The following is a 23,280-nucleotide window of genomic DNA, read 5'->3' as shown; positions in this document are numbered from 1 at the left end:
GGCCTGCTCGGCCACGGCGGGCGCCTCGGCGACCTGGGCGGCGGTCTCGGTGACCTCGGTGGCCTCGGCCCCCTGCGGCGCACCGGCGGGCGCGGCGGCGGCACGGGCGGCCCGACGACGCGTACGGCCCTTGGGCGCCGCCTCCTCGGCGGCGGGCTCGGCCTGCTCGGCCACGGCGGGCGCCTCGGCGACCTGGGCGGCGGTCTCGGTGACCTCGGTGGCCTCGGCCCCCTGCGGCGCACCGGCGGGCGCGGCCGCCCGGCGCGTGGCCCTGCGGCGGCTCCGGCCGGCCGGCGGCGCGGCCTCGGTGGGCTCCGCCGTCACGGCGGCCTCGGCCGCCTCGGGGGCCACGCTCTCGGGTGTCACCGTGGTGGTCGCCGGGGTCTCGGTCTGCTCCACGGCGGCGGGTGCCGTCACGGTGCGGGTGGCCCGGCGGCGGGTACGGCGCGGTGCGGGTTCCTCGGCGGGGGCCTGGTCCGCGGCGGCGACGGCCTCGACCGGCTCCACCGGCGCGGCGGCGGTCGCGGGCACCACGGTCTCTGCGGCCTCGGCCGCGGCGGAGGCACCGGCCGGAGCACCGGCGGGCGCGGACGCCCGGCGGGTGGCGCGACGGCGCGGACGGGCGGCGGGCGCGGCTTCCTCGGCCTGCGCGGGGGCCTCCGCGGCCTCGACGGCGGTGTCAGCCGTCGTCTCCTCCTCCGTGTCCTCCGCGGCCAGGTCGGCGGCGGTCTCAGCAGCCGCCGCGGTCGGCTCGACGGTCTCGGCGGAGACCTCGGCGGCACCGGCCGGCGGGCCCGCCGGCCGGGAGGCGGCACGGCGCCGACGACGCGGCGGCAGGGTGTCGCTCGGGGTGTTCGCTGCGGAGTCCGGAACGGACTCTGTGGATTCGGTCGGTTCGAGCATGCGGGCGTATCTCCCGTCAGGCTCCCGGGCGCCGCGCTGGTCCGGTGCCGATCACGGTGGATCGGTCGCCGTTGACGTCCGCGGCTCGCGCTGTGCGCGGTGCCGCCGTCCGGGGCGCGGGCGCCGCACGGGAGCTCTCTAGTGTCCTGTCTCGCCGGTTCCGTACACCGAATGTGCACGGCCTGGCGAAAGTCTTGTGGTCGGTGCGCTGCCCGACCCAGGTGGCTCCCGAGTGCGAGGGCTGCGCTACGACGTGCGTCCCTGTGCGGAACCTTCCTTACGCCGGTGCCTTCGCGGCGGCAGTCACATCGGCCGTTGTCAGGGCCTCGGCTGCCTCGCGGTCGGGCGCGAGCGGGTCGGTCACCGCGCCGGTCTCTTCATCGAACAGCCCCTGCGCCAGCCTGGTCACCCCTGCGGGGACCGGCGGCGCCAGGTCGGCCACGGCGCGAAGACCGGACAGGACGTCGTCGGGTCGAACGGCAGGCGTCACGTGCCGAACAACCAGCCGCAGTATCGCACAGGGCTGGCCGGTCGGCCTATCGGCCTGTGGATCCAGTGTTTCGAGGTGTGCGACGGCGGAGCGGGCGTCGAAGGTGCGGACGCCGTTCTTCATCAGCCGCTGGACCTCGACGGTGTCGGCCGCGACGAACGCGGCCACCGCGCGGTCGGCTTCCGCGGGGTCCACGCCCGGCAGGCGCATCTCCCACACGGAGGCCGTGAGCCGGTCGGCGAGCCCGGACGTACGGGCCTCGACCGCGTCGACGATGTCGAGCCCGGTGGGCAACGACTCGTCGAGCAGCTCACGCAGCTTCTGCGGGTCCCGCGCCTCGGTGAGCGCGATCTCCAGGTACTCCGCCTCGCTGCCCGTGCCGGTGGGTGCGGCATTGGCGTACGACACCTTCGGGTGCGGCGTGAACCCCGCCGAGTACGCCATCGGCACCTCGGCACGGCGCAGCGCGCGCTCGAAGGCACGCTGGAAGTCACGGTGGCTGGTGAACCGGAGGCGGCCGCGCTTGGTGTAGCGCAGGCGGATGCGCTGCACCGCGGGTGCGGGCGGCGGGCCTTCGGGCTGTCGCTTGCCCAGTGTCGTTCAGTCCTTCGTGAGAGCGGTCGTACTGCTATCAAGAGTACGTGTCCCGCGCCCGGAAGGTTCCCTCCGGGCCACGGGATCCGGCCGCCGGGGCTCGCCGAACAGCAGCCGTCGCACGTCGGCGCGCGCCTGCCGCACGGACGCGCGGGCGGCGGCCAGGGCCTGCCGCCCGGCGCGGCCCGCGGCGCGCGCGGCACGGGCCGCGGGCCGCAGCACGACGTCGCGGACGAGGTGCCCGGCCGGCGTCAGCACGCCGCGGTACACCAGGCGCACCGGCTCCACGAAGATCCACCGCAGGAGGGTCCCGAGGACGCGTCCGACGGCGAGCGAGAGGTGTCCGGCGATCCGCCAGGCGTGCCGGAGGGCGTCCCACACCTCCCGCCCGACGACGGCGAGGACACGGCCGACCGGCACGAGGAACCAGCGCCACAGGGCCAGGGCGGGCAGCACGACGAGGATGCGGGTGACCCAGTGCAGGACCCGGCCGATTCCCGCGACGAGCAGGGCCAGCAGCCGCCACAGACCCAGCGCGCACCAGGCGATCGCCCGTCCCACGGGGACGAGCAGCCAGTCGTACAGCCAACGGGCGGGCGCGGCGACCAGATACCGCACCAGCCAGGCCAGGGCGGCGCCCAGACCGACGACCGCGGGGGTGAGGACGTGCGCGTACAGCCAGACCAGGGCGTGGCCCACGGGGGTGAGGAGGTGGCGGTGGCACCACACCAGCGGAGTGAGGACCAACGCCTTCGCCAGCCAGGCCAGGGCCTTGCCGGCGGGGACGACGACGTACCGCCACAGGCCCGCCAGGGGAAGGACCACGAGAACCCTGCCCAGCCACAGCAGGGCCCGGCCGAGCGGGCGCAGCAGGGCGCCGTTCAGGAAGCGGCCGGCGACGACGAGCGCGTCCCACGCCATGCGCACCGGCAGGACCAGTACGAGCGCGACGATCCGCACGGGCAGCCGGATCGCGACGACGAGACACCCGTCGGGCTGCTGCGGCGCGGGCTGCCGGACGGACGGTTCACCGGACGGTTTGTCGAGGTCCATACCCACGAGGACGCCACGGCGGCCCGTACGGATCCCATGGTTCCCGTCTCACGCGCGGTTCCCGCCTCGCGCGCCCCCGGCTTCGCGCCGCCGCCCGGAAGACCGACCTCATCGGCCGCCCGCCCGCGCACGAGGGCCCGGCCGCACCGTTCGGTGCGGCCGGGCCCTCGTGCGCGCGGTGGCGCTACTTCACGACCGTCAGCGGCAGCAGCTTCTTGCCCGTGGGGCCGATCTGGATGGAAGTGTCCATGGCAGGGCACACGCCGCAGTCGAAGCACGGCGTCCAGCGGCAGTCCTCGACCTCCGTCTCGTCGAGGGCGTCCTGCCAGTCCTCCCAGAGCCAGTCCTTGTCGAGGCCGGAGTCCAGGTGGTCCCAGGGCAGGACCTCCTCGTAGCCGCGCTCACGGGTGGTGTACCAGTCGACGTCCACGCCGGAGGGGGCCAGGGCCTTGTCGGCGCAGCTCATCCAGCGGTCGTAGGAGAAGTGTTCGCGCCAGCCGTCGAAGCGTCCGCCGTCCTCGTAGACGGCGCGGATGACGGCGCCGATGCGGCGGTCGCCGCGGGACAGCAGGCCCTCGACGATGCCGGGCTTGCCGTCGTGGTAGCGGAAGCCGATCGAGCGGCCGTACTTCTTGTCGCCGCGGATCTTGTCGCGGAGCTTCTCCAGGCGGGCGTCCGTCTCCTCGGCGGAGAGCTGCGGCGCCCACTGGAACGGGGTGTGCGGCTTGGGCACGAACCCGCCGATGGAGACCGTGCAGCGGATGTCGTTGGCCCCGGAGACCTCGCGGCCCTTCTGGATGACGCGGGTCGCCATGTCGGCGATCTGCAGGACGTCCTCGTCGGTCTCCGTCGGCAGACCGCACATGAAGTACAGCTTCACCTGGCGCCAGCCGTTGCCGTACGCGGTGGCGACGGTGCGGATCAGGTCCTCTTCCGAGACCATCTTGTTGATGACCTTGCGCATGCGCTCGGAGCCGCCCTCGGGGGCGAAGGTGAGGCCGGACCGGCGGCCGTTGCGCGTCAGCTCGTTGGCCAGGTCGACGTTGAAGGCGTCCACGCGGGTCGAGGGCAGCGAGAGGCCGATCTTGTCCTCTTCGTAGCGGTCCGCGAGGCCCTTGGCGACGTCGCCGATCTCGCTGTGGTCCGCGGAGGACAGCGACAGCAGGCCGACCTCCTCGAAGCCGGTCGCCTTCAGGCCCTTCTCCACCATCTCGCCGATGCCGGTGATGGAACGCTCGCGGACCGGGCGGGTGATCATGCCGGCCTGGCAGAAGCGGCAGCCGCGGGTGCAGCCGCGGAAGATCTCCACCGACATCCGCTCGTGCACCGTCTCGGCGAGCGGGACGAGGGGCTGCTTCGGGTACGGCCACTCGTCGAGGTCCATGACCGTGTGCTTCGACACCCGCCACGGAACGCCGGAGCGGTTGGGCACGACGCGGGCGATGCGGCCGTCCGGCAGGTACTCGACGTCGTAGAAGCGCGGGATGTACACGCCGCCGGTCTTCGCCAGGCGCAGGAGGACCTCCTCGCGGCCGCCCGGCCGGCCCTCGGCCTTCCACTCCCGGATGATCCTCGTCATGTCGAGCACGGCCTGCTCGCCGTCGCCGATGACCGCCGCGTCGATGAAGTCGGCGATCGGCTCGGGGTTGAAGGCCGCGTGGCCGCCGGCCAGCACGATCGGGTCGTCGAGACCGCGGTCCCGGGACTCCAGCGGGATGCCCGCCAGGTCCAGGGCGGTCAGCATGTTCGTGTAGCCCAGCTCGGTGGAGAAGGACAGGCCGAACACGTCGAAGGCCTTCACCGGGCGGTGGCTGTCCACGGTGAACTGCGGGACGCGGTGCTCGCGCATCAGGGCCTCCAGGTCCGGCCACACGCTGTACGTGCGCTCGGCGAGGACGCCCTCCTGCTCGTTGAGGACCTCGTAGAGGATCATGACGCCCTGGTTGGGGAGCCCGACCTCGTACGCGTCCGGGTACATCAGCGCCCAGCGGACGTCGCAGGACTCCCAGGGCTTGACCGTGGAGTTGAGTTCGCCGCCGACGTACTGGATCGGCTTCTGCACGTGCGGGAGCAGAGCTTCGAGCTGTGGGAAGACCGACTCGACAGACATCGCGAGGTTACCTTCGTGAGCTGGCTGGGGGCACCCCCGGCCGGAAGGGCTGGGGGAGGGTGACCATCTAGCCTAACCCGCTCACGGGGCGTCCCCGAACGCCGGAAGGGCCCGGCGGCTCAGACCGCCGGAAGGGCCCGGTGCCTCAGACCGCCGCCGCGCCGACCGTCTCCCACGCCTGTGGCAGCGCCGCCTCCGCCGCTTCCGCCCGCCGCTCCTCCCTGCCGTGGAGCAGCCCGTAGGTGAAGGCGCTCTCCCCCGCCGCGTGCGCCTGGGCGGCGAGGTCGCGCAGGGCCTCACGGGCCATCACGCTGTCCTGGTGGTCGCCGAGCAGTCCCTGGAGGGACTTCATGTGACGGACCAGGTCGGCGGCGGGCCCGCCGAGCGCGGGCGCGGCGGTCTCGGCGCAGTAGCGGGTCCGCTTGGCCTTCTTTCGGGCCTCGTGCAGGGCCAGGTCCCGACCGGCGCCCGGCGGCTGGGCGAGCGCCTTCTCCACCAGGGCGGCGACCTGTGCGAAGTCCTTGCGCACGGCCTTGGCCAGCACCTTCTCCGCGGTGCCCGCGGCGGCCGGCAGCAGGGGCGGCTCGTCGACCAGCCGGTCCAGTGTGTCCAGCAGCGCCAGATACCGTGCGCCGTCCAGTACGGCGATCAGGCGCCGGCGTGAGCCGCCGCTGCCGGCCCGCGCCCAGGTGCGGAGCCGGGTGCGGACGGGGCCGACGACCAGCGGGCGCGGCAGTGCCTTCAGGGCGGCCGTCAGCCGGTCGGTGAGCACCTCCTGGTCGCGGTCCACCCCCAGCTCCCCGGCGAGCCACTTCAGTTCCTCGCCGACCGGGTCGGTGACGGTGCGGTCGAGGACCTTGGCGTAGGAGCGGAAGGCGCTGCGCATCCGGCGGGTGGCGACGCGCATGCCGTGCACGGAGTCGGGCAGCTCCCGGCGGACGGCCGGATCCAGTGCGACGATCGCGTCCCGCTGGGTGCGGAGGTGGGCCAGGACGTGGTCCCCGGCGGTCGCCGCGGTGCCGGGAGCGGTCTTCTCGGCGGCGCGCCTCCCGTCGGCCTGCGGCTTCCGCTTCGGCTTCCCGGCCTTCTTCCGTCGCGGTTCCGTCTCCGCCAGCGCGCGCGCCAGCTTCGAGGCCGATCCGGAGGGCCGTACGCCCGCCTTGCGGAGCCGTTTCTCCACCTCGTCGAGGAAGTCCGGGTCGCCGCCGTCGGCGAGTTCCACCTCGATCTCGGTCCACCGGGCGGAGCCGCCGTCGCCGGTCAGCCGGTCGGCGCGCACCGCGTCGGCACTGGCCTCGGCGAGCAGCCGGCCCTCGGCGTCGAGCAGTTCGCGGACGTCGCGGGCGGAGCGGATCCGGACGACCGGTGCCAGCTCGGCGTCCCGGACGCGGGAGCGGACCAGGCCGGCGAGGGCGCGCGGGAGGGCGTCGGACAACGGTGCCCGGATCTCGTCGCGGACGCCGGGGGCGACGGGGAACTTCAGGTGCCAGCCCGCGTCGGAGCCGCCGGTGCGGCGCCGCAGGGTGAGGGAGGCGGCGGAGAGCCGCGCGTCGGCGGTGTCGTAGTAGGTGGCGTCCAGTTCGGTGACGCCCTTGTCGAGGACGGCGGCGACCCCGGCGACACCGGTCAGATCGGGCAGTCCGCCGTCATCGGATTCGTACTTGCGCTCGACCTCGCGTTTCGTCTCCGTCATGACCCGAATCTAGTGGCAGTCGGGCCCGGGACGGCAGGGCCGACCGGGCTCGACTTCCCCCGCGCGCGGGGCGCGGCGCGCGCCGTGGTGTGCGGGCCGCTCAGGCGGACATGGGCCGCTGGACCCGGATCGACTGCAGCAGTCCGACCGCCACCCACACCGCGAACATCGACGTGCCGCCGTAGGAGACGAACGGCAGGGGCAGGCCGGTGACCGGCATGATGCCGAGGGTCATGCCGATGTTCTCGAAGGACTGGAAGGCGAACCATGCGACTATCCCGGCGGCGACGATCGTGCCGTACAGCTCGGTCGTCTCGCGGGCGATGCGGCAGGCCCGCCACAGGACGACGCCGAGCAGCACGATGATGAGGCCGCCGCCGACGAAGCCCAGTTCCTCGCCGGCGACCGTGAACACGAAGTCCGTCTGCTGTTCGGGCACGAACTGGCCGGTGGTCTGCGAGCCCTCGAACAGCCCGGACCCGGTCAGGCCGCCCGAACCGATGGCGATGCGCGCCTGGTTGGTGTTGTAGCCGACACCCGCGGGGTCGAGGCTGGGGTTGGCGAAGGCGGCGAAGCGGGCGATCTGGTAGTCGTCCAGGATGTGCAGCTGCCAGACGGCGAGCGCACCGGCGGCGCCCGCGCCGAGCAGCCCGAAGACCCACCGGTTGGAGGCGCCGGAGGCCAGCAGCACGCCCAGCACGATGATGACCATGACCATGACCGACCCGAGGTCGGGCATCAGCATGACGATCAGCATCGGTACGGCGGCCAGGCCGAGGGCCTGGAGCACCGTGCGGTGGTCGGGGTAGAGCTTGTCGCCGGCGTCGACCCGGGCCGCCAGCAGCATGGCCATGCCCAGGATGATCGTGATCTTCACGAACTCCGAGGGCTGGAGCGAGAAGCCGCCGCCGAGCTGGATCCAGGAGTGCGCGCCGTTGACGGTGGAGCCGAGCGGGGTGAGCACCAGCAGGATCAGCAGGACCGACAGGCCGTACAGGACCGGTACGGCGTTGCGCAGCGTGCGGTGGCCGAGCCAGACCGTGCCGATCATCAGGGTGAGCCCGATGCCGGTGTTCAGCAGGTGCCGCAGCAGGAAGAAGTACGGGTCGCCCTGGTTGATCTCGGTGCGGTTGCGGGTCGCCGAGTACACCAGCAGGGAGCCGATCAGCGACAGCGCGATCGCCGCCAGCAGTATCGGCCAGTCCAGGCGCCGCGCCAGCGAGTCACGGGCGAAGAGCCGCGTCCAGCCGGCCCGTTCGGGCCCGTACCCGGAGACGGAGAAGCCGTTCGCGCCGGTCATGTGCACTTCCTCCGGCTTCCTCGCCGGCGTCCTCGCCGCCGCGTGTCACGGTTGGTGGCCTCGGGTGAGGCGGTGGTCGCTCCCTGCTGCGTCCCGTCCGGGGCAGGGGTGCCGGTCCCGGTGGCCTTCTGGTAGGTCTGCTGCTCCTTCGCCGGGTCCTTGGAGATCTTCGGGGACGCGATCGTGCCGTCCGTCTTGATCTTCGGCAGGGTCTTCTGCGGGGTGGGCAGCAGCGCGTTCTTCTTGTTGATCACGCCGTCGTCGGAGACGCCGTACAGAGCGTCGTATATGTTCCGCACGGCCGGGCCGGAGGCACCGGAACCCGTACCACCCTGGGAGATCGTCATCACGATCGAGTAGTCCTTGGTGTACGTGGCGAACCAGGACGTCGTCTGCTTGCCGTAGACCTCGGCGGTACCGGTCTTGGCGTGCATCTCGATCTTGTCCTGCGGCCAGCCGCCGAAGCGCCAGGCCGCCGTACCGCGGGTGGCCACGCCGGCGAGGGCGTCGTCCATCTGGGCCAGGGTCTGCTTGCTGACGGGCAGCTTGCCGTGCGCCTTCGGCTCGATCTCCTGGACCGTCTTGCCGTCGGGGCTGACGATGGCCTTGCCGACGGTGGGGTCGTACAGGGTGCCGCCGTTGGCGATGGCCGCGTAGACGGTGGCCATCTGAATGGGGGTCACCAGGGTGTCGCCCTGACCGATGGAGTAGTTGATCTCGTCACCGGCGCGCATCTTGTTGCCCTCGAGGCAGTTCTCGTAGGCGATCTTCTCGACGTAACTGCCGTCCTTCTTGCCGGTCTTGCACCAGCCGTCCTTGTTGGCGTCCCAGTAGGACTGCTTCCACTCGCGGTCGGGGACGCGGCCGCTGACCTCGTTGGGGAGGTCGATGCCGGTCTCCTTGCCGAGGCCGAACTGGTGGGCGGTCTTGTAGAAGTAGTCCTTCGGCTTGCCCTTGGGGTCGATGCCGCCGTCCCGCTGCCACTCGCGGTGGGCGAGGGAGTAGTAGACGGTGTCGCAGGAGACCTCCAGGGCGCGGCCGAGGTCGATCGCGCCGTGGTTCTGGGACTCGAAGTTCTTGAAGACCTGGCCGCCGACCGAGTACGAGCTGGAGCAGTTGTACCGTCCGTCGAAGTCGTAGCCCGCCTGGACCGCGGCGGCCGTGGAGACCACCTTGAAGATCGAGCCGGGTGCCGCCTGACCCTGTATGGCCCGGTTGAGCAGCGGGTAGTTGGAGGACTTCCCGGTGAGCTTCTTGTAGTCCTTGGCGGAGATCCCGCCCACCCAGGCGTTGGGGTCGTAGTTCGGGTTGGACGCCATGGCGACCACGCGGCCGGTCTTGGCCTCCATCACCACGACCGCGCCCGCGTCGGCCTTGTAGTTTTCGTTGGTGTTCCTGTCGAACTGCTTGCGGGCTTCCTTCATCGCCTCGTTCAGCTCGTACTCGGCGACTCGCTGGACGCGGGCGTCGATGCTGGTGACGAGGTTGGAGCCGGGCTGCGCCGGGTCGGCCTCGGCCTCGCCGATGACCCGGCCGAGGTTGTCGACCTCGTAGCGGGTGACGCCGGCCTTGCCGCGCAGTTCCTTGTCGTACTGCCGCTCCAGCCCGGAGCGGCCGACCTGGTCGGAGCGCAGGAAGGGCGAGTCGGTGTCCTGGGCCTTGGTGATCTCCTCGTCGGTGACCGGGGAGAGGTAGCCGAGGACCTGGGCGGTGTTGGCCGCGCCGGGGCTCGTGTAGCGGCGCACGGCCTCGGGTTCGGCGGTGATGCCGGGGAAGTCCTCGGCGCGCTCGCGGATCTGGAGGGCCTGCTTGGGCGTGGCCTCGTCGGTGATGGGGATGGGCTGGTAGGGCGAGCCGTTCCAGCAGGGCTGGGGGGTCTCCGCGTCGCACAGCCGGACCTTCAGCGCGACGTCCTCGGCGGTCATGCCGAGAACGTCGGCGAGCTTGGCCAGGACGGCCTTGCCGTCGTCCTTCTGCTTCAGCAGTTCGGTCCGGGAGGCGGAGACGACGAGCCGTGTCTCGTTGTCCGCGAGGGGGACTCCTCGCGCGTCCAGGATGGAGCCGCGCACGGCGGGCTCGACGACCTGCTGGACGTGGTTGCCGGAGGCCTCCTTGGCGTACTCCGCGCCCTCACGGATCTGGAGGTACCACAGCCGGCCGCCGAGGGTGCCGAGGAGGGAGAGGACGAGGATCTGGATCACGACGAGCCGGATCTGGACCCGTGGGGTCCTCCCGGTCTCGGGAATGTTGGTCACTGCGGCGGTCTCCCCCTCTCAGTGCGCGGACGCGTGTGCCCGGATGCGAGTGCCTGTGCCTGTGGGTGTGCGTGTGCCGGTGAATGCGGGTGTGCGTGTGCCGGTGGGTGTGCGTACGCATGATGAACGATCCGCCTGTGAGGCCCCGTTCCGCCGCGGCGACCCCGTTCGGGTGAACCCTCGGGCATCCTCCGCGCACGGGACACGGCCGGCACCGTCTCTGGCGTCACCCGTCCTCGACTCCCCGGCGATCACAGCCTCTTGACCCCCTTGATGCGCCCGGCACGGGCCATCCGGGAGCGCGCCGCCTTCATCTTCAGGCCGCCGCGCTGGCCGCCGATCCGCAAGCCGGTGCCGGAGGAGAGCCACCCGGAGGAGATGTCGGGCGTCTTGGCGGCGGCGTTGGTCTCGGCGAGCGGGTCGTTGTCCGCGCGCCGGGCCAGGAACATCACGCCCGGCACGACGAAGGGGGCGAGCAGCAGGTCGTACAGGGCCGCCGAGAACAGCAGGCCGGTCAGACCGACGTGACGGGCGGCGGTGTCGCCGACGAGGGCGCCGACACCGGCGTAGAGCAGGGTGGAGCCGATCGCGGCGGCGACCACGACGAGCATCGGGCCGGTGGCCGACTTGATGCGGCCGTTCTCCGGCTTGACGAGCCCGGCCAGGTAGCCGATGACGCACAGCACGAGGGCGTAGCGGCCGGCGGCGTGGTCGGCGGGCGGGGCGAGGTCGGCGAGCAGTCCGGCGCCGAAGCCGATGAGGGCGCCGCCGACGTGGCCGTAGACCAGGGCGAGGCCCAGGACGGTGAGGAGGAGCAGGTCGGGGACGGCGCCGGGCAGGTGCAGGCGGGCGAGGACGCTCACCTGGATCACCAGGGCGACGACGATCAGCGGGACGGAGAGCAGGATCCGGTTGACGCGCATGGGGTAGTCAGCTCCTACTGCTCTTCCTGGCCTTCGACGGGTGCGTTCGCGTTCGGGGTGACCGTGACGGTCACCGTCGGCGTGGGGACCGGCTTGGGCTTGGTGGGCAGCACGGTGTCGCGCGGGTCCTTCTTCGGGGCCTCGACGACGACGCCGACGATGTCGAGCTTGGTGAAGCTGACGTACGGCGTGACGTAGAGGGTGCGGGTGAGGTCGCCGCCGGACGGATCGACGCGGGAGACCACGCCGACCGGCACGCCGGGTACGAACGGCTTGTCGGCCTGCGAGCCGAAGGTGACCAGACGGTCGCCCTTCTTCACCTCGGCCTTGCCGTTGAGGAGTTCGACGCGCAGCGGGCGGTCGCCCTGCCCGGAGGCGAAGCCCAGTTCGTCGGAGGCCTCCATGCGCGTGCCGACGGTGAAGTCGGGGTCGCTGGCGAGCAGGACGGTGGCGGTGTTCGGCCCGACGGTGGTGACCCGTCCGACCAGCCCGTCGCCGTTCAGGACCGTCATGTCGCGTCGGATGCCGTCGTTCGCGCCGACGTCGACGGTGACGGTCCAGGAGAAGCCCTGGGCCGCTCCGATCGCGATGACCTCGGCGCCCTTGATGCCGTACTGGCCGGCGCCGGCGGTCTTGAGGATCTTGTCGAGCTGCGCCAGGCGGCTGCGGTTGCGGTCGTCGCTGCCGAGTTTCGCCTTGAGGGCGGCGTTCTCCTTCTCCAGCGCGGCGAGCCGGTCGTGTCGCTCACCGGAGTCGCGTACGGCGGAGACGGCGTCGCCGACGGGGTCCACCGCCGACGCCACCCCGTCCTCGATCGGACCGAAGGCCGCGGCCGCGGCCTGCCGGGCACCGTCGACCGGGGAGTCCTCTCCGCCGCGGATGTCGACCGTGATCAGCGCGAACGCGACGGCGATCAGCAGCACCAGGAGCAGCCGGCTCTCTCGTGTGTCCCTCACGTGCGGCGGCCGTGCCCTTCCTCATAGGAATGCGGGAATGCGGGATTTCGCTGGGCCCCGGCAGAATCCGGGGTGCGGTATGGGGCGCTTGGTGGCTCTCGAGGATCCTATGCCTCGATATCAACGATCCGCCGCACGAGAGGCGATCATCCCGTACGGCGGAATCGAAGCGTTACGTCATCTGCGCGGCGCCGCGTCCAGAACCTGCTGGAGCGCCTCGAACTCCTCGACGCACTTGCCGGATCCGAGCGCCACGCTGTCCAGCGGGTCCTCGGCGATGTGGATGGGCATGCCGGTCTCCCGGCGCAGCCGCTCGTCCAGCCCGCGCAGCAGGGCTCCACCGCCGGTCAGGACGATTCCGCGGTCCATGATGTCGCCGGACAGCTCCGGCGGGCACTTGTCGAGGGTGGTCTTCACGGCGTCGACGATCGCGTTGACGGGTTCCTCGATCGCCTTGCGCACTTCGGCGGCCGAGATGACGACGGTCTTGGGCAGCCCGGAGACGAGGTCCCGGCCGCGGATTTCGGTGTGCTCGTCGGAGTCGAGTTCGTACGCCGAACCGATCGTGATCTTGATCTGCTCGGCGCTCCGCTCACCGAGGAGGAGGCTGTACTCCTTCTTGATGTGCTGGATGATCGCGTTGTCCAGCTCGTCTCCCGCGACGCGGATGGACTGGGCGGTGACGATGCCGCCGAGCGAGATGACCGCGACCTCCGTGGTGCCGCCGCCGATGTCCACCACCATGTTGCCGGTGGCCTCGTGGACCGGCAGGCCGGAGCCGATGGCCGCGGCCATGGGCTCCTCGATGATGTGCACCTGCCGGGCGCCGGCCTGGGTCGACGCCTCGATGACGGCGCGGCGCTCGACGCCCGTGATGCCCGAGGGCACACAGACGACGACCCGCGGCCTGGCCAGATACCGCCGCTTGTGGATCTTCAGGATGAAGTAGCGGAGCATCCGCTCGGTGATCTCGAAGTCGGCGATGACACCGTCCTTCAGCGGACGCACGGCGACGATGTTGCCCGGGGTCCGCCCGATCATCTTCTTCGCTTCGGAGCCGACCGCGAGGATGCCACCGGTGTTGGTGTTGATCGCGACGACGGACGGCTCGTTGAGGACGATCCCGCGACCCCTGACGTACACCAGCGTGTTGGCGGTCCCGAGGTCGACAGCCATGTCACGGCCGATGAACGACATTGAGTTCCCCATCAGGATTCGGCTGGCCTTCCCATGAGCTCGTGAGGGCTTTTCAGGTCGGCGAGGTGGGCGCTGTGACGTGAAGGCTTACATCGTAGACGCGCCTGCACGAACACCGCGCGAGGGTCTTCGCCATTGTCAGCAGATGCCGCGGCGCCCCGCTTGTGGAGACGGGCCATCGGGGGCACGCGTTCCCCCGATCGGCACGCATATGCCGAGGGACGGCCGAAATCGTACGGCCGTCCCTGGTCAGGCGACGAGGCGGGGTGACGGACCCTCAGAAAAATTTCCGAAACCTCCGCGACCGGCGGGGCCGGAGAGCGCCGTCGGGCGGCTCCGACCCGCCCGGTTCGCTCGTTTCGTCCGGCCGCTCCCGCGTCAGGTGCTCCCACGTCAGGTGCTCCTGCGTCAGGTGCTGCCGGGCCGGACTCGTCCGGGTCAGGCGCGTCCGGGTCAGGCGCGTCCGGGGAAGAAGATCTTCACCTCGCGCTCGGCGGACTCCTCGGAGTCGGAGGCGTGGATCAGGTTCTCGCGGACGATCACGCCGAAGTCGCCCCGGATGGAGCCCGGCGCGGCGGCGATCGGGTCGGTCGGGCCGGCCAGGGCGCGCACGCCCTCGATGACCCGCTCGCCCTCGACGATCAGGGCGACGACCGGTCCGGAGGACATGAACTCCACCAGCGGCTCGTAGAAGGGCTTGCCCTTGTGCTCGCCGTAGTGCTGCTCCAGGGTGTCCTGGTCCAGGGTGCGCAGTTCCAGCGCGGTGATCTGCCAGCCGGCCTTGCGCTCGATGCGGCTGATGATCTCGCCGGTCAGGCCACGACGGACGGCGTCGGGCTTGAGGAGGACGAGGGTGCGCTGGCTCACGGGGTGACTCCTTCTGCTGCCGGTGTGCGGTGGGACGAGATTACAGGGCGTGTCCGAGCCCCTGTCACACAGCGTCAGCGGTGTCCGAGGAGGAGCCGGCGGCCTGCGCGGCGAACCTCGCCTTCGCCTCGTCGATCTCGCGGCCGTAGTGCACCGACGCCCACCACAGGGCCCCGAAGAGCAGACCGAGGATGAACATCATCGGCACGACGAAGCCGCTGAGGACGAGGGCAACCTGGAGGGCCCAGCCGAGGGCGACTCCCCCGGGCCGGGTGACCACGCCGCACAGCAGCACGCAGAGGAACATGGCGATGCCGCACACCGTCCACACCGTGGACGTGGTGAGGTCGGCGTCCTTCATGGCGACCAGACCGGCGAAGCCGATGATGAAGAACTCGCCGATCAGGGTGGAGGAACAGAGCGTACGCATGGTGTGGGACCTCAGCCCTTCCCCAGGAGCAGCCGGGCTTCCCCGACGGTGATGACGGAACCGGTGACCAGGACGCCGCCGCCGGCGAACTCGCCCTCCTCCTCGGCGAGCGTGATCGCCGCCTCCAGGGCGTCGGGCAGCCGCGGCTCGACCTGGACGCGCTCCTCGCCGAACACCTCGACGGCGATCGCGGCCAGTTCGTCCGCGTCCATGGCGCGGTGGCTGGTGTTCTGGGTGACGACGACCTCGGCGAAGATCGGCTCGAAGGCCTCGAGCAGCCCCCGCACGTTCTTGTCGCCGCTGGCCCCGACCACGCCGATCAGCCGGCTGAAGTCGAAGGCCTCGCCGACCGCCTCGGCGGTGGCGCGGGCGCCGGCCGGGTTGTGGGCGGCGTCGAGCACGACGGTCGGGGACCGCCGGACGACCTCCAGGCGGCCCGGTGCCGACACGGCCGCGAAGGCCTTGCGCACGGTGTCGATGTCCAGTGGCTCGGGCCGCTGGGCGCCCACGCCGAAGAACGCCTCGACGGCGGCGAGGGCCACGGCCGCGTTGTGCGCCTGGTAGGGGCCGTGCAGCGGCAGGTACACGTCGGGGTACTCGCCGCCGACGCCGCGCAGGGTGAGCAGCTGCCCGCCGACGGCGACCTGCCGGGCGACGACCCCGAACTCCAGGCCCTCGCGGGCCACCGTGGCGTCCACCTCGACGGCCTTCTTCAGCAGGACCTGGGCGGCGTCGACGGGCTGCTGGGCGAGGATCACGGTCGCGCCCCGCTTGATGATCCCGCCCTTCTCGGCGGCGATCTCGGCGGGCGTCCCCCCGAGCCGGTCGGTGTGGTCGAGGTCGATGGGGGTGACGACGGCGACGTCCCCGTCGATCACGTTGGTGGCGTCCCAGGAACCGCCCATGCCCACTTCCACGACGGCCACGTCCACGGGGGCGTCGGCGAAGGCGGCGTACGCCATGCCGGTGAGCACCTCGAAGAAGGACAGCCGGTACTCCTGGGCCGCGTCGACCATCTCCACGTACGGCTTGATGTCGTGGTACGTCTCGATGAACCGCTCGGCGGAGACGGGGGCGCCGTCGAGGCTGACGCGCTCGGTGATCGACTGCACGTGCGGGGAGGTGTACCGCCCGGTGCGCAGGTCGAAGGCGCCGAGGAGCGCCTCGATCATGCGGGCGGTGGAGGTCTTGCCGTTCGTCCCCGTGATGTGGATGGCGGGGTACGCCCGCTGCGGTTCGCCCAGGACGTCCATCAGGGCGGCGATCCTGGCGACGGACGGCTCCAGCTTGGTCTCGCCCCAGCGGGTGGCCAGCTCCGCCTCGACCTCGCGCAGGGCCTTGTCGACCTCGGGGTCCGCGGGCCGGGCGGGCACGTCGGCCTCGGGCGGACCGCCCAGGGTGCGCAGGGTGCGGCTGCCGGCCTCGATCACCGCGAGGTCCGGGTCGCGGTCGGTCTCGGCCGCGATGATCTCCTCGAAGGAGTCGAGGGCGTCGGGCTGGTCGTCGTCGTTGCCGCTGGGGGGGAGCTCGCTCACGGGGCCAGTCTACGGACGACCTCCGACAGACGTCGGCGAAGGCCCCCGGAGCTGTACGTTCCGGGGGCCTTCGCCGACATTCGGGACACGGGGCGCGGGCGTGCCTACGCCTGCGGCAGCCGGTCCAGCTGGGCCTGGATGCGGGCGATGTCCTCGTCCGCCTTCGCCAGCCGGGCGCGGATCCCGTCGACGACCTTGTCGGGCGCCTTGGCCAGGAACGCCTCGTTGCCGAGCTTGCCCTGGGCCTGGGCCTTCTCCTTCTCGGCGGCGGCCAGGTCCTTCGCCAGCCGCTTGCGCTCCGCGGCCACGTCGATCGTGCCGGACAGGTCGAGGGCGACCGTGGCGCCCGAGACCGGCAGGGTCGCCGTCGCCGAGAAGTCCTCGCCCTCCGGCTGGAGCCGCAGCAGCTGGCGGATGGCCGCCTCGTGCGGGGCGAGCGCGGTGCCGCCCAGCTCCAGGCGGGCCGGGACCCGCTGGCCGGGCTGCAGGCCCTGGTCGGCGCGGAAGCGGCGGACCTCGGTGATGACCGACTGGAGGGTCTCGATCTCGCGCTCGGCGTCGGCGTCGCGGAAGCCGCCCGGCGTGTCGGCGCCGGGAACGGACACGGCCTTCGGCCAGTCGGCGATGACGACGGACTCGCCGCCGGTCAGCGTCGTCCAGAGGGTCTCCGTGACGAACGGGACGACCGGGTGCAGCAGCTTCAGGGTGACGTCGAGGACCTCGCCGAGGACGCGCTTGCTGACCTCGGCCTCCTCGCCGCCCGCCTGGAACGTCGTCTTGGACAGCTCGACGTACCAGTCGAAGACCTCGTCCCACGCGAAGTGGAAGAGGGCGTCGGAGAGCTTGGCGAACTGGAAGTCGTCGTAGAACGCGTCGACCTCGGAGACGACCGAGTTGAGGCGGGACAGGATCCAGCGGTCGGCCGCCGACATCCTCGAGGCGTCCGGCAGCGGGCCCTCGACCGTCGCGCCGTTCATCAGCGCGAAGCGGGTGGCGTTCCAGATCTTGTTGGCGAAGTTGCGGGAGCCCTGGACCCAGTCCTCGCCGATGGGCACGTCGACGCCCGGGTTGGCGCCGCGGGCGAGGGTGAAACGGAGGGCGTCGGAGCCGTACTTGTCCATCCAGTCCAGCGGGTTGACCGCGTTGCCGAAGGACTTGGACATCTTCTTGCCGAACTGGTCGCGGACCATGCCGTGCAGGGCGATGGTGTGGAACGGCGGGGTGCCGTCCATCGCGTACAGGCCGAACATCATCATCCGGGCGACCCAGAAGAAGAGGATGTCGTAGCCGGTGACCAGGACGGAGTTCGGGTAGAACTTCGCGAGCGACTCGGTCTGTTCGGGCCAGCCGAGGGTGGAGAACGGCCACAGGCCGGAGGAGAACCAGGTGTCGAGGACGTCGGTGTCCTGGTGCCAGCCCTCGCCGGTGGGGGCCTCGTCGTCGGGGCCGACGCAGACGACCTCGCCGTCGGGGCCGTACCAGACGGGGATGCGGTGACCCCACCACAACTGCCGCGAGATGCACCAGTCGTGGAGGTTGTCGACCCAGTCGAAGTACCGCTTCTCCATCTCCTGCGGGTGGATCTTGACGCGGCCGTCGCGGACGGCGTCGCCGGCGGCCTTCGCCAGCGGACCGACCTTGACCCACCACTGCATCGACAGGCGGGGCTCGACGGTGGTCTTGCAGCGCGAGCAGTGGCCGACGCTGTGGACGTACGGCCGCTTCTCGGCGACGATCCGGCCCTCGGCGCGCAGCGCGGCGACGATGGCGGAGCGGGCCTCCAGGCGGTCCAGTCCCTGGAAGGGGCCGTGGGCCGTGATGACGGCGTGCTCGTCCATGACCGTGAGGGACGGCAGGCCGTGGCGCCGGCCGATCTCGAAGTCGTTCGGGTCGTGGGCGGGGGTGACCTTGACGGCACCCGTGCCGAACTCGGGGTCGACGTGGGTGTCCGCGACGACGGGGATCGAACGCTCGGTGAGCGGCAGCTTGATGAGCTTGCCGACCAGGTGCTTGTAGCGCTCGTCGTCGGGGTGGACGGCGACGGCCGTGTCACCGAGCATCGTCTCCGCGCGGGTGGTGGCGACGACGATGGTCTCGTCGCCCTCGCCGTACTTCATGGAGACGAGTTCGCCGTCGTCGTCCTGGTACTCGACCTCGATGTCCGAGATGGCGGTCAGACAGCGCGGACACCAGTTGATGATGCGCTCGGCGCGGTAGATCAGCTCGTCGTCGTAGAGCCGCTTGAAGATGGTCTGGACGGCCTGGGAGAGGCCCTCGTCCATGGTGAAGCGCTCACGGGACCAGGCGACGCCGTCGCCGAGGCGGCGCATCTGGCCGCTGATCTGCCCGCCGGACTCGCCCTTCCACTGCCAGACGCGCTCGACGAAGGCCTCGCGGCCCAGGTCGTGCCGCGACTTGCCCTCCTTGCCCAGCTCGCGCTCGACGACGTTCTGGGTCGCGATGCCGGCGTGGTCCATGCCGGGCTGCCACAGCGTCTCGAAGCCCTGCATGCGCTTGCGGCGGGTCAGGGCGTCGATGAGCGTGTGCTCGAAGGCGTGGCCGAGGTGCAGGCTGCCCGTGACGTTCGGCGGCGGGATGACGACGGTGAACGGCGGCTTGTCGCTCTTGGCGTCGGCCTCGAAGTAGCCCCGCTCGACCCAGCGCTCGTACAGCGGCGCCTCTACGTCGGCCGGCGCGTACTGGGTCGGCAGTTCGGTCGTGGGCGCTGGGGGCTGCTGCTGAGCGTTGTCGGTCACGGGGCCAGTTTAGGGGTGTCACCGCGCCGTCCCGAAACGCCTTTGTTCTGTAACGGTGGGGCCCCCGCCGCCGTGACCGCACCGGGATTGAGCCAAGATGTGAAAATCGCATAAGCGTCTGGAGGGGAACCCCGTCATGAGCTACAACCAGCCGGGCCCGTACGGCGGGCAGCAGCCTCAGCAGCCCGGCCCGTACGGCCAGCAGGGCCCGTACGGCCAGCCGCCGCAGGCTCCCCAGCCCGGCTACGGCTACCCCCAGCAGCCCCCGCAGGGCACCCCGCCCCAGACCCCGCCGTACGGCCAGCAGCCCGGCCCGTACGGCCAGCAGCCGCCCACCCCGCCCTACGGCCAGCAGCCCTCCTACGGCCAGCCCCCGTACGGCCAGGCCCCCTACGGCGTCCCCCAGCCTCCGGCCCCGGGTGGCGGCAAGAAGAAGCTCGGCCTCATCATCGGCGCGGTCGCGGCGGTCGCCGTCGTCGGCGTCGGCGCGGCCCTCGTCCTGGGCGGCAACTCGGGCTCGGGCGGTCTGGAGGACGACGGCGCGCACAAGCTGACGACGCCCGCGACGGTGCTCGACGAGTACAAGCGGGTCGGCGACGGCAACCAGGTCAGCGACTCCGACAACGCGAAGGACATGGAGAAGAGCGGCGTCAAGGGCGGCACGGCGGTCCTCGGACAGTGGTCGACCGCGGACCTGAGCAACTACGACCCCGAGGACCCCTCCACGCTGCCCAGCCAGTCCGAGCTGCTGACCGCCAAGGGCATGACGATGGTGGGCGGTTACGGGGAGATCGCCGACCCGCAGGCGACCCTGGACAAGTTCTTCGCCTCCATCCAGAAGCAGGTCAAGGACAGCTCCACCAGCGACACCGGCACGATGCAGAACGCCGAGCTGGTCGGCGAGCCGGAGGAGGTCGAGATCGACGGCGCGGTCGCCAAGTGCCAGTCGACGAAGAGCACCAACGCGCTCACCAAGAAGGAGTCGACCGACTGGTTCTGCGCCTGGGCCGACTACAGCACGGTCGCCATGGTCTCGCCGGGCGACAACACCGGCACGGGCGTCAACAAGGCCACCGCCGTCGACCTCACCGCGAAGCTGCGTGGGCAGATCCGCGTCAAGGCCTGACGCCCGGCCACACGCGGCCGCACGACGAAGGGGCCCCGGTCGCTCGACCGGGGCCCCTTCGTGCGTCTTGTCCGTCCCTCGCTACGCCGTCTTCTGCTCCCCCGGCCCCCGGCCGCCCCGGGCGTCCCGCGGGATCAGGGTCGGGTTGACGTTGGAGAGCACGACGTCCGCCGTGATGACCACGCGGGCCACGTCCTTGCGGGACGGGACCTCGTACATGACCGCCTGGAGGACCTCCTCCATGATGGCGCGCAGGCCGCGCGCGCCGGTCTGGCGCAGGATCGCCTGGTCGGCGATGGCCTCCAGGGCCGCACGCTCGAAGTCCAGTTCCACGCCGTCGAGTTCGAAGAGGCGCTGGTACTGCTTCACCAGCGCGTTGCGCGGCTCGACGAGGATCTGGAGCAGGGCCTCGCGGTCCAGGTTGTGGACCGAGGTGATCACGGGGAGGCGGCCGATGAACTCGGGGATCATGCCGAACTTGACCAGGTCCTCGGGCATGACGTCCTCGAACTGGTCCTTGGCCTCCAGCTCCCGCTTCGAGCGGATCGTCGCGCCGAAGCCGATGCCCTTGGCGCCGGCCCGGGACTCGATGATCTTCTCCAGGCCCGAGAAGGCACCGCCCACGATGAACAGGACGTTCGTCGTGTCGATCTGGATGAACTCCTGGTGCGGGTGCTTGCGGCCGCCCTGCGGCGGGACCGAGGCCGTGGTGCCCTCGAGGATCTTCAGCAGGGCCTGCTGGACGCCCTCGCCCGAGACGTCGCGGGTGATCGAGGGGTTCTCGCTCTTGCGCGCGACCTTGTCGATCTCATCGATGTAGATGATCCCGGTCTCGGCCTTCTTGACGTCGTAGTCCGCGGCCTGGATCAGCTTGAGCAGGATGTTCTCGACGTCCTCGCCCACGTACCCGGCCTCGGTGAGCGCCGTGGCGTCGGCGATCGCGAACGGCACGTTCAGCATGCGCGCCAGGGTCTGCGCGAGGAGGGTCTTGCCGGAGCCCGTGGGGCCCAGCAGGAGGATGTTGGACTTCGCCAGCTCGATGGCGTCCTCACGGCCCTGGCCGCCGCCGTGCTCACCGGCCTGGACGCGCTTGTAGTGGTTGTACACCGCGACCGACAGGGCCTTCTTGGCCGGCTCCTGGCCCACCACGTAGCCCTCGAGGAACTCGTAGATCTCGCGCGGCTTCGGGAGTTCCTCCCAGCGGACCTCGCTCGTCTCCGCGAGCTCTTCCTCGATGATCTCGTTGCAGAGGTCGATGCACTCGTCGCAGATGTACACACCGGGCCCTGCGATGAGCTTCTTGACCTGCTTCTGGCTCTTGCCGCAGAACGAGCACTTGAGCAGATCGCCGCCGTCACCGATGCGTGCCACGGTGTGCTTCCCCTTCGCCTGGGAAACGACTGGACGTCTTTCGAGTCCAGCGTCTCCTGGTGCTGCCTTATGTCGACGGTACCTTGCCGGGCCCCACGTTCGGGCCCCCCTTGGCACGGTTCACTTCCACGTGGACCGTGCCACACCATGCCAAGGGGCGGCAGACGATACTCCTCCGCCCGCGTCAGCGCAGGTCGGCGTTGTTCATCTTGCGGGTCGAGATGATCTGGTCGATCAGGCCGTACGCCAGCGCGTCCTCGGCCGTGAGGATCTTGTCGCGCTCGATGTCCTCGCGGATCTTCTCGATCGGCGTGGTGGAGTGCTTGGCCAGCATGTCCTCGAGCTGCCCGCGCATCCGCAGGATCTCGTTCGCGGCGATCTCCAGGTCGGAGACCTGACCGCGGCCGGTCTCGCTGTACGGCTGGTGGATCAGCACGCGGGCGTTCGGCAGCGCCATGCGCTTGCCGGGCGTACCGGCGGCCAGCAGGATCGCGGCGGCGGAGGCCGCCTGACCCATGCAGACCGTCTGGACGTCGGGCTTCACGAACTGCATCGTGTCGTAGATCGCGGTCAGCGCCGTGAAGGAGCCGCCGGGGCTGTTGATGTAGATCGAGATGTCCCGGTCGGGGTCCATCGACTCCAGGCACAGCAGCTGCGCCATGACGTCGTTGGCGGAGGCGTCGTCGATCTGCACGCCGAGGAAGATCACGCGCTCCTCGAACAGCTTCGCGTACGGGTCGTACTCGCGGATGCCCTGGGAGGTGCGCTCGACGAAGCGCGGGATGACGTAGCGGGACTCGGCGCGGGGGCCGGTGTATTCGGCCTCGGTGCGGGCGTAGAGGCCGCTGCCGGGGAAGTCGTTCACGGTGTCTCCTGGAAAGAGGGCTGGGGCGGTGGGTGGAGGGGGCTGAGAGGGGCGCTGACGGCCTCGGGGGCGCCGGGTGTCGGCGCGGGGCCCCCGGGCCGTGACGAGCCCGTACTAGGCCGCCCCGGTACCGCCGCCGCCCGGCATGCCTGCGGCCGTGGGGATGACGTCGTCGATGAGGCCGTACTCCTTGGCCTCGAAGGCGTCGAACCAGCGGTCGCGGTCCGAGTCCCGGGTGATCTGCTCGATGGTCTGGCCCGTGTGCTGGGCCGTGAGCTCGGCCATGCGCCGCTTGGTGTGCAGCAGCCGCTCGGCGTGGATCTTGATGTCCGAGGCCGAGCCCGCCAGGCCGGCGGAGGGCTGGTGGATCAGGATCTCGGCGTTCGGCAGCGCGAAGCGCTTGCCGGGCGTGCCGGCGCTGAGCAGGAACTGGCCCATCGAGGCGGCGAGACCCATGGCGATGGTCACCACGTCGTTCTTGATGAACTGCATGGTGTCGTAGATCGCCATGCCGGCCGTGATCGAGCCGCCGGGGCTGTTGATGTAGAGGAAGATGTCCTTGTCCGGGTCGGCGGCAAGGAGCAGCAGCTGTGCGGTGATCTTGTTGGCGATGTCGTCGTCGACCGGCTGGCCGAGGAAGATGATCCGCTCGCCGAGCAGCCGGTTGTAGACCTGGTCGCCGAGGCCACCACCGATGGAAGGCTCGCCGGCGGCGGAGGGCATCAGATTCGTCACGTATCCACCTGCTCGTCTTGTCGACGGCGTCCGGGCCGTCTCACGTGTACTGCCGGGGGCAACGGGGACTCCCCTGCCCTCGTATTCATGGACCCTAACGCGCGGGTCCCTTCGGAGAATC

General features: G+C 71.0%; 17 protein-coding genes and 1 pseudogene. 1 reads left to right on the top strand and 17 read right to left on the bottom strand.

Features of this window, described 5'->3' with window-relative positions; genetic code table 11:
* The 14 genes and pseudogenes from ACGFQC_RS01915 to ACGFQC_RS01850 form a co-directional block, all read right to left on the bottom strand.
* Positions 1-903: pseudogene (locus ACGFQC_RS01915) on the bottom strand (ribonuclease E/G); the annotation flags it as partial.
* Between the two features lie 277 nt (positions 904-1,180).
* Positions 1,181-1,945, bottom strand: a complete 765-nt coding sequence (locus ACGFQC_RS01910; RefSeq protein ID WP_363088247.1) for a TIGR03936 family radical SAM-associated protein — start codon at positions 1,943-1,945, stop codon at positions 1,181-1,183.
* A gap of 48 nt (positions 1,946-1,993) precedes the next feature.
* On the bottom strand, positions 1,994-3,040 hold the full coding sequence (locus ACGFQC_RS01905; protein ID WP_363088248.1) for a hypothetical protein: 1,047 nt from the start codon (positions 3,038-3,040) through the stop codon (positions 1,994-1,996).
* Between the two features lie 184 nt (positions 3,041-3,224).
* Positions 3,225-5,150, bottom strand: coding sequence for a TIGR03960 family B12-binding radical SAM protein (locus ACGFQC_RS01900; protein ID WP_363088249.1), 1,926 nt, complete (start codon positions 5,148-5,150; stop codon positions 3,225-3,227).
* Between the two features lie 145 nt (positions 5,151-5,295).
* A complete protein-coding gene (locus ACGFQC_RS01895) occupies positions 5,296-6,843 on the bottom strand; it encodes a CYTH and CHAD domain-containing protein (RefSeq protein ID WP_363088250.1) in 1,548 nt (515 codons plus the stop codon).
* Positions 6,844-6,943: 100 nt separating this feature from the next.
* Entirely contained in the window at positions 6,944-8,143 is a 1,200-nt protein-coding gene (gene rodA, locus ACGFQC_RS01890; RefSeq protein WP_363088251.1) for a rod shape-determining protein RodA, read from the bottom strand.
* Complete coding sequence (mrdA, locus tag ACGFQC_RS01885; protein ID WP_363088252.1) at positions 8,140-10,398, bottom strand: penicillin-binding protein 2; 2,259 nt, start codon at positions 10,396-10,398, stop codon at positions 8,140-8,142. Before mrdA ends, rodA begins: the two co-directional genes overlap by 4 nt.
* A 251-nt stretch (positions 10,399-10,649) precedes the next feature.
* A complete protein-coding gene (mreD, locus tag ACGFQC_RS01880; protein WP_363088253.1) occupies positions 10,650-11,321 on the bottom strand; it encodes a rod shape-determining protein MreD in 672 nt (223 codons plus the stop codon).
* Between the two features lie 14 nt (positions 11,322-11,335).
* Positions 11,336-12,277: a rod shape-determining protein MreC gene (gene mreC, locus ACGFQC_RS01875; RefSeq protein WP_363088254.1), complete on the bottom strand. Its 942-nt coding sequence runs from the start codon at positions 12,275-12,277 to the stop codon at positions 11,336-11,338.
* Between the two features lie 177 nt (positions 12,278-12,454).
* Entirely contained in the window at positions 12,455-13,474 is a 1,020-nt protein-coding gene (locus tag ACGFQC_RS01870; protein WP_363088255.1) for a rod shape-determining protein, read from the bottom strand.
* Positions 13,475-13,927: 453 nt separating this feature from the next.
* On the bottom strand, positions 13,928-14,341 hold the full coding sequence (gene ndk, locus ACGFQC_RS01865; protein WP_363088256.1) for a nucleoside-diphosphate kinase: 414 nt from the start codon (positions 14,339-14,341) through the stop codon (positions 13,928-13,930).
* Positions 14,342-14,405: 64 nt separating this feature from the next.
* On the bottom strand, positions 14,406-14,771 hold the full coding sequence (locus ACGFQC_RS01860) for a DUF4233 domain-containing protein (protein WP_363088257.1): 366 nt from the start codon (positions 14,769-14,771) through the stop codon (positions 14,406-14,408).
* 11 nt (positions 14,772-14,782) lie between these two features.
* Entirely contained in the window at positions 14,783-16,306 is a 1,524-nt protein-coding gene (locus ACGFQC_RS01855) for a folylpolyglutamate synthase/dihydrofolate synthase family protein (protein ID WP_363088258.1), read from the bottom strand.
* Between the two features lie 104 nt (positions 16,307-16,410).
* On the bottom strand, positions 16,411-19,062 hold the full coding sequence (locus ACGFQC_RS01850; protein ID WP_363088259.1) for a valine--tRNA ligase: 2,652 nt from the start codon (positions 19,060-19,062) through the stop codon (positions 16,411-16,413).
* 136 nt (positions 19,063-19,198) lie between these two features.
* Here ACGFQC_RS01850 and ACGFQC_RS01845 point away from each other — a divergent pair, with 136 nt between their 5' ends.
* Entirely contained in the window at positions 19,199-20,188 is a 990-nt protein-coding gene (locus ACGFQC_RS01845; RefSeq protein WP_363088260.1) for a hypothetical protein, read from the top strand.
* An 81-nt stretch (positions 20,189-20,269) separates the two neighbouring features.
* On the opposite strand, the gene clpX is transcribed toward ACGFQC_RS01845, so the two are convergent.
* The 3 genes from clpX to ACGFQC_RS01830 all read right to left on the bottom strand — a co-directional run bounded on the left by clpX (position 20,270) and on the right by ACGFQC_RS01830 (position 23,147).
* Positions 20,270-21,559: an ATP-dependent Clp protease ATP-binding subunit ClpX gene (clpX, locus tag ACGFQC_RS01840; protein WP_363088261.1), complete on the bottom strand. Its 1,290-nt coding sequence runs from the start codon at positions 21,557-21,559 to the stop codon at positions 20,270-20,272.
* Between the two features lie 184 nt (positions 21,560-21,743).
* Positions 21,744-22,424: an ATP-dependent Clp protease proteolytic subunit gene (locus ACGFQC_RS01835; RefSeq protein WP_363088262.1), complete on the bottom strand. Its 681-nt coding sequence runs from the start codon at positions 22,422-22,424 to the stop codon at positions 21,744-21,746.
* Between the two features lie 114 nt (positions 22,425-22,538).
* Entirely contained in the window at positions 22,539-23,147 is a 609-nt protein-coding gene (locus ACGFQC_RS01830) for an ATP-dependent Clp protease proteolytic subunit (protein ID WP_363088358.1), read from the bottom strand.
* Between the last annotated feature and the right edge of the window lie 133 nt (positions 23,148-23,280).

Origin of the sequence: Streptomyces sp. NPDC048734 (assembly GCF_043198675.1) — a bacterium.
GTDB lineage: Bacteria > Actinomycetota > Actinomycetes > Streptomycetales > Streptomycetaceae > Streptomyces.
Note: the sequence above shows the minus strand (reverse complement) of the source record. Positions and strands in the feature narration are given on the sequence as shown.